Origin of the sequence: Microcoleus sp. B4-C2 (assembly GCF_036705265.1) — a bacterium.
Classification (GTDB): Bacteria; Cyanobacteriota; Cyanobacteriia; order Cyanobacteriales; family Microcoleaceae; genus Microcoleus.
Window position 1 is genome coordinate 1 of record NZ_JAUBUB010000083.1, and the last position, 15,038, is coordinate 15,038.

The 15,038-nt window shown below is 44.6% G+C and carries 15 protein-coding genes; 9 read left to right on the top strand and 6 right to left on the bottom strand.

The features are described from left to right. The first annotated feature begins 358 nt into the window (after positions 1–358). The 4 genes from QUB20_RS21345 (at position 359) to QUB20_RS21360 (ending at position 3,379) form a co-directional block, all read left to right on the top strand. Positions 359–946 (top strand): hypothetical protein, encoded by a 588-nt coding sequence (locus QUB20_RS21345; RefSeq protein ID WP_333240353.1) that lies wholly within the window; start codon positions 359–361, stop codon positions 944–946. A 109-nt stretch (positions 947–1,055) separates the two neighbouring features. Next, positions 1,056–1,178 (top strand): hypothetical protein, encoded by a 123-nt coding sequence (locus QUB20_RS21350; RefSeq protein WP_333291632.1) that lies wholly within the window; start codon positions 1,056–1,058, stop codon positions 1,176–1,178. Further along, entirely contained in the window at positions 1,175–2,968 is a 1,794-nt protein-coding gene (gene aspS / locus QUB20_RS21355; RefSeq protein ID WP_333249365.1) for an aspartate--tRNA ligase, read from the top strand. Before QUB20_RS21350 ends, aspS begins: the two co-directional genes overlap by 4 nt. 120 nt (positions 2,969–3,088) lie before the next feature. Then, entirely contained in the window at positions 3,089–3,379 is a 291-nt protein-coding gene (locus QUB20_RS21360) for a hypothetical protein (RefSeq protein WP_333249363.1), read from the top strand. Between the two features lie 11 nt (positions 3,380–3,390). Here QUB20_RS21360 and QUB20_RS21365 read toward each other — a convergent pair whose 3' ends face one another. The 4 genes from QUB20_RS21365 to QUB20_RS21380 all read right to left on the bottom strand — a co-directional run bounded on the left by QUB20_RS21365 (position 3,391) and on the right by QUB20_RS21380 (position 8,504). Then, a complete protein-coding gene (locus tag QUB20_RS21365) occupies positions 3,391–3,810 on the bottom strand; it encodes a putative toxin-antitoxin system toxin component, PIN family (RefSeq protein ID WP_333249360.1) in 420 nt (139 codons plus the stop codon). Next, positions 3,788–4,024 (bottom strand): type II toxin-antitoxin system VapB15 family antitoxin, encoded by a 237-nt coding sequence (gene vap15, locus QUB20_RS21370; RefSeq protein ID WP_190655710.1) that lies wholly within the window; start codon positions 4,022–4,024, stop codon positions 3,788–3,790. Before vap15 ends, QUB20_RS21365 begins: the two co-directional genes overlap by 23 nt. A gap of 271 nt (positions 4,025–4,295) precedes the next feature. After that, positions 4,296–6,833, bottom strand: coding sequence for a HEAT repeat domain-containing protein (locus QUB20_RS21375; RefSeq protein ID WP_333291634.1), 2,538 nt, complete (start codon positions 6,831–6,833; stop codon positions 4,296–4,298). Then, positions 6,834–8,504 (bottom strand): NACHT domain-containing protein, encoded by a 1,671-nt coding sequence (locus QUB20_RS21380; RefSeq protein ID WP_333249355.1) that lies wholly within the window; start codon positions 8,502–8,504, stop codon positions 6,834–6,836. 91 nt (positions 8,505–8,595) lie between these two features. Here QUB20_RS21380 and QUB20_RS21385 point away from each other — a divergent pair, with 91 nt between their 5' ends. After that, entirely contained in the window at positions 8,596–8,817 is a 222-nt protein-coding gene (locus QUB20_RS21385) for a hypothetical protein (RefSeq protein WP_333249353.1), read from the top strand. A gap of 164 nt (positions 8,818–8,981) precedes the next feature. On the opposite strand, the gene QUB20_RS21390 is transcribed toward QUB20_RS21385, so the two are convergent. Then, the gene (locus QUB20_RS21390) at positions 8,982–9,215 is read right to left on the bottom strand and encodes a hypothetical protein (protein ID WP_242719202.1); all 234 of its coding nucleotides are present in this window, start codon (positions 9,213–9,215) and stop codon (positions 8,982–8,984) included. A 167-nt stretch (positions 9,216–9,382) separates the two neighbouring features. Here QUB20_RS21390 and QUB20_RS21395 point away from each other — a divergent pair, with 167 nt between their 5' ends. Together QUB20_RS21395 and QUB20_RS21400 are read left to right on the top strand one after the other, a co-directional pair. Further along, on the top strand, positions 9,383–9,589 hold the full coding sequence (locus QUB20_RS21395; RefSeq protein WP_083888202.1) for a ribbon-helix-helix domain-containing protein: 207 nt from the start codon (positions 9,383–9,385) through the stop codon (positions 9,587–9,589). Continuing rightward, entirely contained in the window at positions 9,570–9,911 is a 342-nt protein-coding gene (locus tag QUB20_RS21400; RefSeq protein WP_333249351.1) for a ribbon-helix-helix domain-containing protein, read from the top strand. Before QUB20_RS21395 ends, QUB20_RS21400 begins: the two co-directional genes overlap by 20 nt. A gap of 136 nt (positions 9,912–10,047) precedes the next feature. On the opposite strand, the gene QUB20_RS21405 is transcribed toward QUB20_RS21400, so the two are convergent. Next, the gene (locus QUB20_RS21405; protein WP_333249349.1) at positions 10,048–11,514 is read right to left on the bottom strand and encodes a glycosyltransferase family 87 protein; all 1,467 of its coding nucleotides are present in this window, start codon (positions 11,512–11,514) and stop codon (positions 10,048–10,050) included. A gap of 302 nt (positions 11,515–11,816) precedes the next feature. Between QUB20_RS21405 and QUB20_RS21410 the strand changes: the two genes are divergently transcribed. Both QUB20_RS21410 and QUB20_RS21415 read left to right on the top strand, forming a co-directional pair. Further along, positions 11,817–13,004, top strand: a complete 1,188-nt coding sequence (locus QUB20_RS21410; RefSeq protein WP_333249347.1) for a M20 family metallopeptidase — start codon at positions 11,817–11,819, stop codon at positions 13,002–13,004. 209 nt (positions 13,005–13,213) lie between these two features. Then, on the top strand, positions 13,214–14,869 hold the full coding sequence (locus tag QUB20_RS21415) for a SpoIID/LytB domain-containing protein (protein ID WP_333249345.1): 1,656 nt from the start codon (positions 13,214–13,216) through the stop codon (positions 14,867–14,869). Positions 14,870–15,038: the final 169 nt, after the last annotated feature.

Consider the following 15,038-nt stretch of genomic DNA (forward strand, 5'->3'; position numbering starts at 1 on the left):
GGCCGGGCGGGACGCCCATCCCACAATAACAATTAAAATTGTAAGTTATTTAATTCGCGCTCCTAAGTGCGCTAAACCGTACCTGCAAGTTGGCGGTATCCTACAGACAAGAGAAACTTTGGTAGATATAATGTAATAGAACTGAGGTGATTCCAACTAGGTAAGCGCGGATACAAAAGTTGATAAAGCTGGAACAAGAATTGCCTAGTTCTTATTAAATGCCAGAATTCCTTCTGGCGCTACACGTACAAAGTCTGTATAAAAGACCACAATTCAATCTGGCGCTACACATACAAAGTCTGCGTCCGGGGACTGTTAGTTTTTTTCAAAATGTTTACTACGAAAGGAGAAGATTGAGATGACAGATCCAAAAGTAACCGAGGAACCAGTTTTAGAGGCTACTCTCGAAACGACGGAGCTCGTCAAAAAAGAGATGCCCGACGCGACTGATGAGGCGATCGCAGAAACTGCGGCGCTGTTTGAATCAATTAAAAAACGGGCCACCGCCGAAGTGCAAGCAGCGGGCGAGCTCACCCGCGAAGCTTATTTAAAAGCTGTGAATAAGGCCTCCGGGGCGATCGAAGAAAATAAGGATCTCGCCCACGAGAGATTCACAGAAGCAGTCAAGCTGATTAAACAAGAAACTGAGAAAAATTGGCTGGTGGTAGATGCGATTAAAACGCGGGCGCAAGCGCAGGTGCAAGATGCAGGCGAAGTCAGTCGCGAAGCTTATTTGAAAGCAGTGCGACAAGCGCGAGAAGCGGTGGAACAAAATAAATTGATCGAACGCGATCGCATCGAACAAGCTGTTGACCACATTCACACGGAAGCTGAAAAGAATTGGCACCTTATTGTGAAGCAAATTGAGTCGATCGGCACTCGCTTGACGGATGCGGCTAAGTCTGCATGGAACTCGCTGACGGTGTTTTTTGACAAGAAGGATTAAACTCAGATAGGACACCATTTTAAGAAACAGGCAAGATGCCTGTTCCACAAAGATTGAATTTTCTTGTGGAACAGGCATCTTGGCTGTTCATATTTAAAAAACAGGCAAGATGCCTGTTCCACAAAGATTGAATTTTCTTGTGGAACAGGCATCTTGCCTGTTCATAAAAGGTTTTGACACTAAGCGCTATAATCAAAAAGCATTATTTTTAGTCCATAACCCCCAACCATGAGAAGTTACTACTGCGGCGAACTGCGAAGCGAACACATCGGAGAGACTGTCACCCTTTACGGCTGGGTGGATCGCCGCCGCGATCATGGCGGGGTGATTTTTCTGGATGTGCGCGATCGATCGGGTATTGTGCAAATTGTTAGCGATCCTGAACGCACCCCCGATTCCTATCACGGGGCTGAGGCTTTACGCAGCGAATACGTGCTTAAAATTACGGGTAGAGTCAGCAGCCGCCCCGAAGATTCCCTCAACCCGAAATTGCCTACGGGTGAGGTGGAAATTTATGCTGACGAAATTGAGTTGTTGAATGCGGTTCGCAAACAGTTACCCTTTCAGGTGGCGACGGCGGATACCGAAAGCGTGCGGGAAGATTTGCGTCTGAAATATCGCTATTTGGACTTGCGGCGCGCTCGCATGAGTAGCAATTTGCAGCTTCGCCACCAAGTAGTCAAAGCGATGCGCCGCCACCTGGAAGATGTGGGAGGTTTTATTGAAGTTGAAACACCAATTTTAACGCGATCGACTCCTGAAGGTGCGAGAGATTATTTAGTGCCCAGCCGCGTCAATTTGGGCGAATGGTACGCTTTGCCGCAGTCGCCGCAGTTGTTCAAACAATTGTTAATGGTTTCGGGTTTGGACAGATATTATCAAATTGCCCGCTGTTTCCGCGATGAAGATTTGCGCGCCGACAGACAGCCGGAATTCACACAATTAGACATGGAAATGAGTTTCATGTCTTTAGAAGAAGTTATCGAATTAAACGAAGGTTTAGTCTGCCATATTTTCCAAAGTGTCAAAGGGGTAGAATTGCCTCGTCCTTTCCCGCGCTTGACTTACGCTGAAGCAATGGATCGCTACGGTAGCGACAAACCAGACACTCGCTTCGGTATGGAATTAGTCGATGTTTCCGATTTGATGAAAGATTCGGGATTTAAAGTATTTTCGGGGGCGGTTGCTGCGGGCGGAATTGTGAAAGTTTTGCCGATTCCGGGCGGGAATGATGCGATTTCTAATGTGCGGATTAAACCGGGCCCGAAAGGCGATTTGTTTAAGGAAGCCAGCGAAGCCGGTGCGAAGGGATTGGCTTACATTCGGGTGCGGGATAATGGCGAAATTGATACGATCGGCGCAATTAAGGATAATTTGACGGAAGCACAAAAACAGCAATTGCTCGATCGCACGGGCGCGCAACCTGGTCATTTGTTATTATTCGCCGCAGCCGATGTGACAACTGTCAATAAGACTTTGGATAGATTGCGTTTGTTTGTCGGTAACGAATTGGGATTGATTGACAAAGAGAAGATGAATCTGCTGTGGGTGACAGATTTCCCGATGTTTGAATGGAACGCTGATGAGAAGCGTTTGGAAGCATTGCATCACCCGTTTACTGCGCCGCATCCTGACGATATTAATGATTTGAAAACTGCGAGGGCTCAAGCTTACGATTTGGTGTTAAACGGTACAGAAATCGGCGGCGGTTCTCTGCGGATTTATCAGCGGGAAGTTCAGGAAAAGGTGTTTGAGGCGATCGGCTTATCGACTGAGGAAGCTTACAATAAATTCGGCTTTTTGTTGGATGCGTTTGAGTATGGAACTCCGCCCCACGGAGGCATTGCTTACGGCTTGGATCGGTTGGTGATGCTGTTGGCTGGTGAGGAATCTATTCGCGATGTGATTGCGTTTCCGAAGACGCAGCAGGCGGGTTGTTTGCTGACGAATGCGCCGGCTGGGGTGGATGAGAAGCAGTTGAAGGAGTTGCAAGTGCGATCGACTTATACGCCCAAGTCATAAGTATGTAAAATACCTTGACCATTCTCAATAATCCTTTCAGGGCGGGCTAGGAGCCCACCCCACAATAAAATTTATCTGTTGTGGAACAGGCATCTTGCCTGTTCTTGAGAATGGTGCAAGATGTGTGATAAAATAGAGTTAGAACAAAAAAAAGTTTTCATATTAACACTTTTTTTAACGGCTATGGCAATAATTACGATTCAAGTTGATGAAAATATTAAGACAGCTTTTGAAGAAGCTAGTCCTAAGACTCAGCAAGAGTTAAGTTCGATTATTCAATTGTTTTTTAGACAAAATTTACACAATAAAACATTAACGCAGGTGATGGCAGAAATTTCTGATCGGGCTATGCAGCGAGGCTTAACGCCTGAAATTTTACAAGACATTTTAGCAGATAATGAATATAGTTGAGGATAAGAGTTTTAAGTGATTTTGCCTAAAAAATCTTTATAAGTTAAAATTTCCGTCCCCTCAAAATTCACCAAACTCAATAAATCTCCATCTCCTGTAATCAAAAAATCAGCTTGACTATCTTTCGCTAAAGCCAACAAATAATTATCTTTAGCATCTCTACAAATAGAGACTTCGGAGGTTATTTCTATCCATAGACCAATGATTCTCAACAATTCAAGCAATTCTTGGACTTTCGTTATAGGAAAATATTTTTGAAGTTTGGGTCTTTGAGTTACCAGATTGATTTCTTCGATTATTTGTTCGCACAAGACAACTTGGATAGCTTGATCAACTATTAAGTTTTTGAGATTAGCTAATTCTTTGCCAATCAAGAAGCTAATCCAAAGATTAGTGTCTATAATTACTTTAAGGGCTGGTTTTTCTGGCATGAATTTCGCTTCGGACTGCTTCTACTTCTTGGGTGATAGTTTCTAAAGAAAGCTCATCGGTTCTAAATGACTCCAAAAGAGCTGTTAATTTACTGTTTAATACTTCTTTTTCCAGCTCTTGACTTAACTGCAATTTTTCGGGATATGGCAGTTGTTTGACTAAGGCTAAAATTTGCTCAAAGTTTAGGGAAAGTTGATAGTTGGCTAGAGTCATTGTTCGTTATGTTTAGGGCTTGTCGATATTTTATCTCAATTTTTTGGATTGAGGATGGCTTTAATAGTGCTGGAGGCACAGGTGGCTAGAAACCGGGTTTTTTCCGAGAATATTGCGCTACAGCGACAGAATCGGCAAAAAACCTGGTTTCTTTGGTTTGCGGGTGGTCAGAAACCGGGTTTTTTTTTCGAGAATACTGCATCCCGACCTTTAACTAAAGTGAAAAACCCGGTTTCTTTGGTTTTGATGCGTAACTCCCGACAGTCAAAACTTAGGACTCTAGATGAAGTCGTTTGAGCCACTTTACGACAGTTTGAAGTAAATCGGGGTCATGGGGGGAGAAGGTTTGCAGGGGTGGATGAGGTGTGTCGGTGATGAGACAGATTGTACCCTCGAAGCGGGTAAGGGCATCGAGGAAAGTAGGGCTAAAACCTTGGGCGGCGGGGGATTTGGGGTCTTCGTAGAAGATGAGGATGGGGTGTTTGTCGCTGTCGCGGCGGAGTCGATTCCAATAGGATTTGAGTTGGGGGAGGGTTTCGGGTTCGCCGTTGGGGCGTTGGGGACAGTTTTGGTCGAGGAATTGTTCGTAGATTTCGAGGGCGGGGTTATCTGTGTCGATGAATTTGCTGGTGTCGATGCAAATTAGCTGTACTGAATCGATTAATTGTGTGTCTGCAAGTCTGGCATCAAGGATGTTGGGTAAATCTGCTAAATTGAGGCTTTGGGTGAAGGGGGTAGAACCGACTCCTGTTGTTTCTGGGACTTCTGGATGGGGTGTGGTGAGTTGATGGTGCCATGCTTGATAGAAAGTTGGGTAAGGCAGATTTTGGGCGCAGTTCCAGATGATTTCGTAGCTATTTTTGTGGAGGTCATAATTGGTTTCATAGGTCGTGTTGCACAGGAATTGTTGCAAAGCTGAGACAACAAAAGGCATATGGTCATTTTGCACAATTTTATTCAAACTTTGAGTGACTTTCTGACGGGTATTCTTATTAGTAGTCGCTGATAGAATCGCGACTAATGCAGCGATTGCCTCTGGGTTTCCTGGGTCAATTTCACCCAAAATCTCAGCGACTCTCCAAAGGGTAGACTCATAATTAGTCGTTGATATAAGTTCGATTAAAGCAGCGATCGCCTCTGGGTTGCCTGTAGCAATTTTACCCAAAGTTTTAGCGACCATGCAACGGGTAGACTCATAATTAGTTGTTGATATAAGTTCGATTAAAGCAGCGATTGTCTCTGGCTTGCCTGTCACTATTTTATCCAAAATATAAGCAAACATCCAACTGGTATCCTCATTATTAGTTATTGATATAAGTTCGATTAAAGCAGCGATCGCCTTTGAGTTTCCTGGGTCAATTTCACCCAGATTTTCAATGACTATCAAACAGGTTCTCTTATCATTAGTCGCTGAGATAATTTCGCTTAAAGCAGCGATCGCGTCTGGGTTGCCTGTGGCAATTTTACCCAAACTCTCAGCGACTCGACTACGGGTATCCTCATCATTAGTCGTTGATAAAAGTTGGATTAAAGCAGCGATCGCCTCTGGGTTACCTGGGTCAATTTTACCCAAACTCTCAGCGACTCTCCTATGGGTATCCTCATCATTAGTCGTTGATAAAAGTTGGATTAAAGCAGCGATCGCCTTTGGGTTTCCTGTGCCAATTTTACCCAAGCTTTCAGCGACTCTCCAACAGGTATTCTCATCATTAGTCGTTGAGAGAAGTTGGATTAAAGCAGCGATCGCGTCTGGGTTGCCTGGGTCAATTTTACCCAAACAGTAAGCAACACTGGGACGGATACGCTCATCACTGCTTGCTAAGAGAATTCCGATTAAAGCAGAGATAGCCTCTGGGTTGCCTGTGGCAATTTCACCCAAAATATAAGCGACACTCCAACGGGTATACTCATTATTAGTCGCTGAGAGAAGTTGGATTAAAGCAGCGATTGCCTCTGAGTTTCCTGGGTCAATTTTACCCAAAATATCAGTGACTCGACTACGGGCAAAAGAATCATTAGTCACTGAGATACTTCTGATTAAAGCAGCGATCGCCTTTGAGTTTCCTGGGTCAATTTTACACAAACTCTCAGCGACTATCAAACGGGTATTCTTATCATTAGTCGCTGCAAAAATTTCGATTAAAGCAGCGATCGCTTTTGGGTTCCCTTTGGCAATTTTACCCAAAATATAAGCGACGCTCTGAGTGGCATATTCATCTTCAATAGTTTTCAGTAAATCAATGAGTTGGTTGACAGCTATACTATAGTTTGTCTGTAACAGTGCTACTCTTGCTACCTCTACAATTGGATGGAGCAATGTGTACCACGCTTGTTCTTCTATGTCGAAATAACCGCAACCCCACTCAATAATTTTTGCTACTATTTCATCAGCAAGCGAACAATCTTTAAACTCAGCTATCCCCGCAGCAGCTAAAACATAGGCTCGATATCCATAAAAATTATTGCACCCCTCCTCAAACCCAATCAATGCCTCAATAAACTCTTCCTTCTGCTTCGGATTCACACCCTCCAGCCCCAACCACAGCAAAATCACCTGCTTCCACTGCGCTTCAAAAATCCGATATTCCTTCCCCACCACCGGAAAATCAACATGATTTCGAGGTAAAAAATAATCCCGATCGTCCACCGCCAAGGCCGCACAATACTCCTGAAACGTCGCATGATAAAACCCATAAACAGATTCTTCCGGTTCATCAAAATCGATGCCAACCCGATTCAACCATCCTAAAGATAACGCCAATGATAATAATGACGTTTCATCATTTTTATCTCCTAAATACTCACTCACTCACCGATAAGACAAACGAAAACGACCAGATTTCCCATCAATTGCAGCTTTTGCTAATTCTCCTAACCCTTCATGTAAAAGTTTCTCACACTCACTCTTTTTTTTGCCACATAGCTTTTCATAGCTTTTGATAATCTCCTCTTTCCAGCGATAGAAATACTTAATAAAACTGGCATATAATTTAGCCTGAGTATCCGGTAAAGTTCCCTGTCTCGAACTCCAAATTTGACACAACATCCACAACCGCAACGGATTCTGAATCAACTCCTTTAGACGGGAATTCTCCGATTCTGCTAACGCCAACTCCAAACTCTCCCCCGTCGCAGCATCCCCCATCCCCGCAAACCAACGGCGAATATACTCCGTCACTTGTTCCGCATTAAACTCCAAATTGCGAAACACATCAAACCCCGAAAAAGCATTTTTATCCGCCTCCCAAACATTCACCCGACAAGTCACCACCACCCGCGAATCCTGCACCCATGTCCTTAACAAATCTTTCGCTAACTGCTGCATTCCTTGAGTGTTGGCCATTTCATCCACGCCATCCAGCAACAGCCAAACCCGACTCATTTGTGGTTCTAAATCGCGGCGCGTCACTTCTCCTTGACACCGAGGCAACCACACTTTTTCCAAATACTGACAGATACTTTGCTCCCCTAATTCAGCTAAATCTATCCAAACCGGCAACCCCAATTCTTGCTCTAAAATCCAATCAGCAATCTTCTGCAACCGCGTGGTTTTCCCCGCACCCGGTTCGCCAATAATCGCAATTTTTCGCCCTTGACTGATGTCGCTTTTCCCTTGTCGCAATACATCTTCAAAAAACCGTTCTTCAGCAATGGGAATCAGTTTTTCTGTTTCTTTTTCCTTTTCTTCCTGCTGATTCCTTGGCTGAGGTTTGGGTTTTTGGCGTTCAACAATGGCTAAGGGAACATAAACGCCATCCAGTTGCGGTGTCATCCCGTTGGCGTTGGTAAAGGGGTTGGTGGTGAGTTGCTTTTGTTGCGCGAGGTTTTGGCGGCAGATTTCTTGCCAGTTTATAGTTTCTTCTTTAGGTTTAGGGGTTTCATGGGATATCTCTACTGTGACTGACCCAATTTTAATCTTCCACTTTTCCTCAATTACTTTTAAATTATCTTTTTTCTCGGCAGTTTGATGCTTCAGCTTGAGGGAGAATATCCAAAAACCTTGATTTCTTGCACTAGGTTTAAGGACAAGTATACCTAAGTCTTTCAGACAGTCCAAAACATCTTGGATTGCCTCTCCTCTTCTCTGGGCATTATCGACATTCTTTTCATCCTTGGGTGGAGAGAGTTCTAACGCCTTTCCGAAACATTCCACCAATGCCCATAAATCATCCTTAGTGATTCCTTTGTCAACAGTTTGGCTTCTGTTGTTGCGTTTTTGCTGAACCTGAACCTTCCCGGATACCAGCAACTCATTTTCCTTTACCCATTCCAGGTTGAATGTAGCTTTCAGCTTATCCCCCGGCACGACAATTTCCCCATCCGCGAGGGCGAGTAACGCCTCAACCAGTTTTAAAACGTTCTTTTTTGTGGTGGCGTTTTTCCCGTATTTTCGTGCCATCGCTACCTTTTGAGTAAAATTCATCGTCGCTTGGGCAAGTTTGCCCAAACCAGTTGGTTTGCCCAAGCGCATAACGCCCATTATACAAGGGTTTCAAGATTTTTTGGGTTTGCTTGATTGAGCAAAAGCCCAAAAAAACAATTTACCTCATAAGCACAAAACGAGGTGAATTATGAACTACCAAGAAGACAAAATTAAACAACGCGAAGCATTAGAAGATGCTCATGACAATTTTGTTCAACCCTATGTTAATCAATTTATTGAAGTGAACGCGCAGTCTTTACCGAGTATTGATGTTACGCTTCCTGGGTTTGTCTGTACCTTGGCCTGGTTGGGATTGACTCTGTTATATTGTTTTCGGATGCGCTACCGATCGCCAATTAAAAGATTCTGACGATCGTACTGCTGGAGGCAGAAACCGGGTTTTTCACGGAAATACTGCATCCGGGCCTTTAACTGTCGTGAAAAACCCGGTTTCTTGGGTATTTATGGGTAAGTCCTAAATGAGACAGAAAGGACGATCGCACTTCACAAAAAAAGTGCGATCGCCCTCCAAGATTACTCTTTCCAGTAACGGGTTAAAATCCGAATTACCTCACCCGCTATCGGCGATGGTAGAGGCGGGCTCCATTCCCCAACTTCTGCAAAACCTAAAACGTGCAACAGATTAACAATGCTGTCTACCGCTTTGGGAACGCCACACAACAGCAAACGAATCGGTTGCTTACCTTGAGGTACATCAGGAATTTCTTCCCGAAGCAGCTCGGGAACTGACTTTGGCGGTGATATCATAGAGTTTCCTCCTAAATATGGGAGTTCCAGCCCCCACCGAACGATTGCGAGTCTGACCGGTGGGGGTTTGGTTTTTTGGTGTTTAGATTACTATAGCATAAACTAGATTGCGGTGTGCTACCTTGGCTTAAAAATTTTCTAAAAAATTTGCAGTCAGCTAAAATGTCATGGTGAACACGCTACCCCCAAACAATGTGAGTCCTGCAAAATCTCCTAGAGTTGCCTTTTACCCGCCACCCGAAATCAAGGAGAAGTTAGAAAAACTGGCGAGTATTGAGCGTCGTTCGATTTCCCAAATGGCATTACTTTTGGTGGAAGAAGGACTCGAAAGAGCGCAGAAGGAAGGCAAGTTTAATGAATCCAAAGACGATTAAACTATCAACTACCACTGCGCGCGATCGCTCTCAACTGCCTGCGTGTCCTGCCGTGTACTTTGTTTTGGACGGTGACGCGGTAAGGTACAATAGGGCAGTAAAAGCACAAATAACAGCCTTGCCAGCAAAACTTCCCAGAATAGTTGTATATCTTCCAGAAGAACTTAAAGCAGACCTAGAGCGGTTAGCCAAATCGCATTATCGGCCGGTCTCGAATATGGTGTTGACATTAATTCAAGAAGCAGTAGATGAGGCTAAATCTGAGGGGAGAATTCAAAGCGACGATCGATCGCAGCAACAGAAAAGCGACAGCGACGAGTAATATCATTTAAGGTTGTTTCTGAATGATTTAACCGCAGAGGACGCAGAGAGCACAGAGGAAGAGAAGAGAGAGATGAAACATGGTGCACACGCTACCTATTACTTACTCTTTGCCAGATGAATGTCTATTTCCTGCTTCAGCTCGGTTGGTCAAATTCAGCAACCTGTTTTTGACGAAGAGATGTAATTGCTAAGACTAAAACACTTAACGTAAGGCCTAAAATCGCATAACTCGGTAGTGAAAAAATAGTTACTTTAAACAAATAAGGCAACTCCCCCCCCTTCCAGTTCCACCGCTTTCCTAGAAACACCAACAGCCCGCCATGAATCACAGCGGTTTGCACCATCACACAGCCAACACCCAATAACCAAACCGACATTCTTTGCCTAGAGAAGGCACAATTTTTAATCTGAAAACATAAATCATTCAGCAAAAAAACCACCGCCGGTGCTAACATCACAGAACTGGTTGGCTGAGAATAGTTGATAGCAATACTCAAAGTAGAAATTAGCACCATTTCAGATAAGTCAACTTTTTTTGACCAAGCATTGCGAGATTGTTTTTTGTAAAAATACCAACTCACTAAACCAACTAGCAGCAGAATAATCAAGTCAGAAAATAGCTTCGCCACGAAGGGACTATCGGGGAAAAATCTCGGCCCCATAACCCTTAAATCAAGGCGACTCATAGAAATATAAGCATTATTCGATGGATCATTGAGCCAGAGTGGAAATCCACGAGTCGCATCCTGTATAAATCCTGTTAAAGAATTGCCCGTTACAGCTAGACCTATAACTGCCAAAAAAGTTACCGTGACTAGAGATATAAAAACTAGCTGAAACCGTCTTTTGATTAAAAAATAAGGAATAAACAATATAACTAAAGTTGGTTTAAAAAGAGCAATTCCTAATAAAATTCCGGCAATTATATCCTGATTTTTTCTAGCATAAATAAACATCCATAACAGCAGAACGGCAATAAAAGTTGCCACATTGCCAACTTGAAGATCGAAGACAAAACCGTAGAGGAATGCAACTGATATACTACAAATAGTCCGAAAAGCTCGTGAGTGCGACTCCAACAAGATATTCGCTCCCCATAAAACAAAACCTGTGGCAATAAGATGCAGCCAAGTCCAGATTGTGAATGCTGTCTTCATCGGGAAATAGCCCAAAAACCATAGCGGAGGAATGATATTAGGTGGATAAACAAAAGAAGGAATAAACCCACACACTTTTGTGATGCTACAGAAACCGATGTTAAACACCTCCACATTAAAGGGACTCAAATGCTGATGGGCTAATCTACTCGCCACATAAAACCACTTAAAATCCCAGTAAGGCGGATCGGGCCTAGTAGTCAGATTGTAAACCAACCAACCGGTATAACAGAGAAATCGGGTGAGAACTAATACAATAACTGCTTGCAAAATAAAGTTAACAATAGGTTGACGAAAAAACTGAGTCAACCTTTGGATCGCAGGATGTTTTAAAAACCAAGAATCTTCCCATGCAGTTTTTTCGCTATCTAATCGCCAATTAAATTTTAGAAAAAAAGCGACTGTCATTAAAATAATTACATTCCAGAAGCCAAAGCTAATCATAGGAAATAATTTTAATAAATTTACTCTTTGATGATATCAAAACCAAAAATCGTCCACTAAAAATCAGCATTTCCACCTAAAATATAGACTTTTGCTCTCCGTTTCAACCTAACTCTCTTTCCTCTCTATTCTCTGCGTCCTCTGCGCCCTCTGCGGTTAAAAAAAAAATCTTATTCAGAAACGAAATATCATTGCCATCCAAAAGCCCGATCGCACTTTTGTGCCTTGTAACCCTGTTCACCCCCAAACATATGCGTTAACCTAGTTGACTACAACTTGTACCGCACTCCCCAACAAAATTCATGCTTCCCCGCATCAAAGAATTAGCCGCCACCCTAGCACCCCGCTTAATCGAAATTCGCCGCCACATCCACTCCCACCCCGAACTCAGCGGCCAAGAATATCAAACCGCCGCCTACGTAGCCGGAGTTCTCGCTTCTAGTGGAGTTCACGCCATCGAAGGAATCGGCAAAACAGGAGTCCTCGGCGAACTCAAAGGCAACAGCAGCGAGTCCCGGTGGCTGGCAATTCGCACCGATATGGACGCTTTACCGATTCAAGAACGCACAAACTTAGAATTTGCCTCCCGCAACGAGGGAGTCATGCACGCCTGCGGCCACGACATCCACACCACCGTCGGTTTGGGCGCAGCAATGATATTGTCTCAGCTAGAGGAAAAATTGCCCGGTAACGTCCGCTTCTTGTTTCAGCCGGCGGAAGAGATTGCCCAAGGTGCTCAATGGATGATTAAAGACGGGGCGATGCAAGATGTTGACGGCATCCTCGGAGTGCACGTTTTTCCGACGATTCCCGGCGGTTGCGTCGGTATCCGCCACGGGGCCCTGACGGCGGCGGCAGATGACCTAGAATTGATTGTGATGGGCGAATCCGGCCACGGTGCGCGTCCCCACGAGGCGATCGACGCAATTTGGATTGCTTCTCAGATAATTACCACTTTGCAGCAGGCAATTAGCCGCACGCAAAATCCTTTGAGGCCACTGGTTTTGACGATCGGGCAAATTAACGGCGGACGAGCGCCGAACGTGATTGCCGATCGAGTAAAATTGCTGGGAACCGTGCGATCGCTGCATCCCGAAACCCACGAAAAACTGCCGGCTTGGATCGAACAAATTGTTTCCAGCGTTTGCGCGACTTACGGCGCTAAGTACGAACTCACCTACAAGCGCGGCGTGCCCGGAGTCCAAAACGACCCAAAACTCACCCAATTAGTCGAAACTGCGGCTTTAGAAGCTTTAGGTCGATCGCGCGTCCAAATTTTACCAGAACCATCCCTCGGCGCGGAAGATTTTTCGATGTACTTAGAACACGCACCGGGAACCATGTTTCGCTTAGGAGTGGGACTGACTGACAAACCGAACTATCCCCTCCATCACCCGCAATTTGAGGTTGATGAATCTGCGATCGTCACCGGCGCTGTCACCTTGGCCTATGCCGCCTACCAATATTGGAAACAGCAAGCAAGTAGGTAAACTCGCTTTCATTGAATTACCCGTAATAAGATTGTGGGGTGGGTAATAGCTCAAAATTGCTTGATGTAAAGTTTATTTGCGCCTAGCTGCTTAACAGAATTCTGGCAACCAAACCACCTTATCTTCCGCAATTCCCCTATAGCAGTCGCTAAATGTGCTAACCTACAATCAAAAATCCCCAAATTTCAACTATCGGGAGATAGATAACTGTGTCCGCTCAAGCACCTCCAACTCCCAATTACAAATGGTTTAGCTGCATTTCTAGGACTGTTTTCACCGCATTGTGCCTGTTACCTCTTTTCAGCGCTGCGGGATACGCCCAAAGTCCCCAAAATAGACCCATCAAAATCGGCGTGGTGCAGCGGTTTGGCACGAAAGCAACCGACAAACTGACGCTGAAAGCATTACCGGGCGACAGCTTAACTTTGCGTTACAAAACTCCTCAAGGCATAGAAACCAAAACTGCTGCTAGCGTCAAGTTAGAAATAGCCCCGAAACCGCTGGAAACGCCCTTAGTAGAAGAACGAGTGGTACTAAGTTCTCACCGCAGTTTCGAGAGTGCGGAAGACAGCGCTAATCAGTGGCGCGCCCAGGGAATTGAGGTAGAAATTGCTCAACCTTTTCGCTGGCAAGTTTGGGCAAAAAGAGATATTTACAACTCTCCTTTGGTGCGGCGCTGGCTGTTGCAAAGTTTGCAAGCTCAAGGGAACACAACAGCTTTTTTGGATTCCAAAGTTTTGAAGCAAATACCCCAAGCATTTTGGGTTTTAAACGGCTTTCGTTTCAACCGCAATGAGTTGGATGTGACGGCCGGTAAAAATGTGATTGAGGTATTGGAACAAACTACCCAAGAGGCGACAGCTCTTGAACCAGAAAAAGCTATTCAACAAACTCGCCGTTATGGTGGGAATTTGCGCCTGCAAAAAAATGCTTACGGCACTTATACTTTGGTGAATGAAGTGCTGACGGAAACTTATTTGCGGGGTGTTGTTCCTCACGAAATCGGGGCTTTTTCGCCTTACGCTGCGATTGTCGCTCAAACTATTTTGGCGAGAACCTACGCCCTGAGAAATTTGCGCCGGTTTGCTGTGGATAATTATGAGTTGTGCGCTGATGTTAACTGTCAAGTTTATAAGGGTTTGACGGAGGTTTACCCGCAAAGTGATAAGGCGATCGCCCAAACGAGCGGTTTGGTGCTAACTTACGAAAATCAGCTAGTAGACGCGCTCTATTCCGCGTCTAGCGGCGGCGTGACAGCCTCTTTTAACGATGTGTGGCAGGGCCCGGAACGTCCATATTTGAGATCGATCGTCGATTCCCCCAATAATGTCTGGGATTTGTCCAAGCAGAGTTTGTCTGACGAAAACAACTTTCGCCGCTTTATCAGTTTGGAAAAAGGGTTTAATGAGGAAAAACAAGACACTTTTCGGTGGCGCGAACCCGCTTCTTTGACGGCGATTGGTGGATTTCTCAAACAGTATCTTCAGAAGAAACAGCACCCGATGGCTAATTTGAAAACTGTCACTCAGGTGGAAGTGGTAGAAAGGTCGCCCGCAGGTCGAGTTTTGAAAATGAAGGTTCAAACTGACTTGGGCCCGATTGATATCGACAAAGACGAGATTCGCAATGCTTTTTACCCGCCGATTAGCACGCTTTTTTACCTAGAACCAATTTACAATCCAGACAAAACTCTCAATGGTTATGCTTTTGTCGGAGGCGGTTTTGGGCACGGTGTGGGAATGAGTCAGACTGGTTCTTACAATTTGGCTAATTTGGGCTGGAATGGATCTCGAATTCTGGGCTTTTATTTTCCCGGCGCTCAAGTTGTCCCGCTTAGCGATAACATTACATTTTGGCGCGAATAGTCGATCGAAGTCGGCCTAAGAGTCGGCGAGTTAAATCGCCACTACACAAATAAATTCCGCGCCACGCCAGACTAAATATTAGCCGTAAAACTTTTAGATTTTAGACTTTGGATTCTAGATTGGTTTCACAGTTAATCTAAAATCGGCCATCTAAAATCTAAAATTATTG

Coding starts and splice junctions, on each gene's coding strand:
- QUB20_RS21345 (WP_333240353.1), top strand. CDS start 359: ATGACAGATCCAAAAGTAACCGAGGAACCAGTTTTAGAGGCTACTCTC.
- QUB20_RS21350 (WP_333291632.1), top strand. CDS start 1,056: ATGCCTGTTCCACAAAGATTGAATTTTCTTGTGGAACAGGCATCTTGC.
- aspS (WP_333249365.1), top strand. CDS start 1,175: ATGAGAAGTTACTACTGCGGCGAACTGCGAAGCGAACACATCGGAGAG.
- QUB20_RS21360 (WP_333249363.1), top strand. CDS start 3,089: ATGTGTGATAAAATAGAGTTAGAACAAAAAAAAGTTTTCATATTAACA.
- QUB20_RS21365 (WP_333249360.1), bottom strand. CDS start 3,810: ATGCCAGAAAAACCAGCCCTTAAAGTAATTATAGACACTAATCTTTGG.
- vap15 (WP_190655710.1), bottom strand. CDS start 4,024: ATGACTCTAGCCAACTATCAACTTTCCCTAAACTTTGAGCAAATTTTA.
- QUB20_RS21380 (WP_333249355.1), bottom strand. CDS start 8,504: ATGGGCGTTATGCGCTTGGGCAAACCAACTGGTTTGGGCAAACTTGCC.
- QUB20_RS21385 (WP_333249353.1), top strand. CDS start 8,596: ATGAACTACCAAGAAGACAAAATTAAACAACGCGAAGCATTAGAAGAT.
- QUB20_RS21390 (WP_242719202.1), bottom strand. CDS start 9,215: ATGATATCACCGCCAAAGTCAGTTCCCGAGCTGCTTCGGGAAGAAATT.
- QUB20_RS21395 (WP_083888202.1), top strand. CDS start 9,383: ATGGTGAACACGCTACCCCCAAACAATGTGAGTCCTGCAAAATCTCCT.
- QUB20_RS21400 (WP_333249351.1), top strand. CDS start 9,570: ATGAATCCAAAGACGATTAAACTATCAACTACCACTGCGCGCGATCGC.
- QUB20_RS21405 (WP_333249349.1), bottom strand. CDS start 11,514: ATGATTAGCTTTGGCTTCTGGAATGTAATTATTTTAATGACAGTCGCT.
- QUB20_RS21410 (WP_333249347.1), top strand. CDS start 11,817: ATGCTTCCCCGCATCAAAGAATTAGCCGCCACCCTAGCACCCCGCTTA.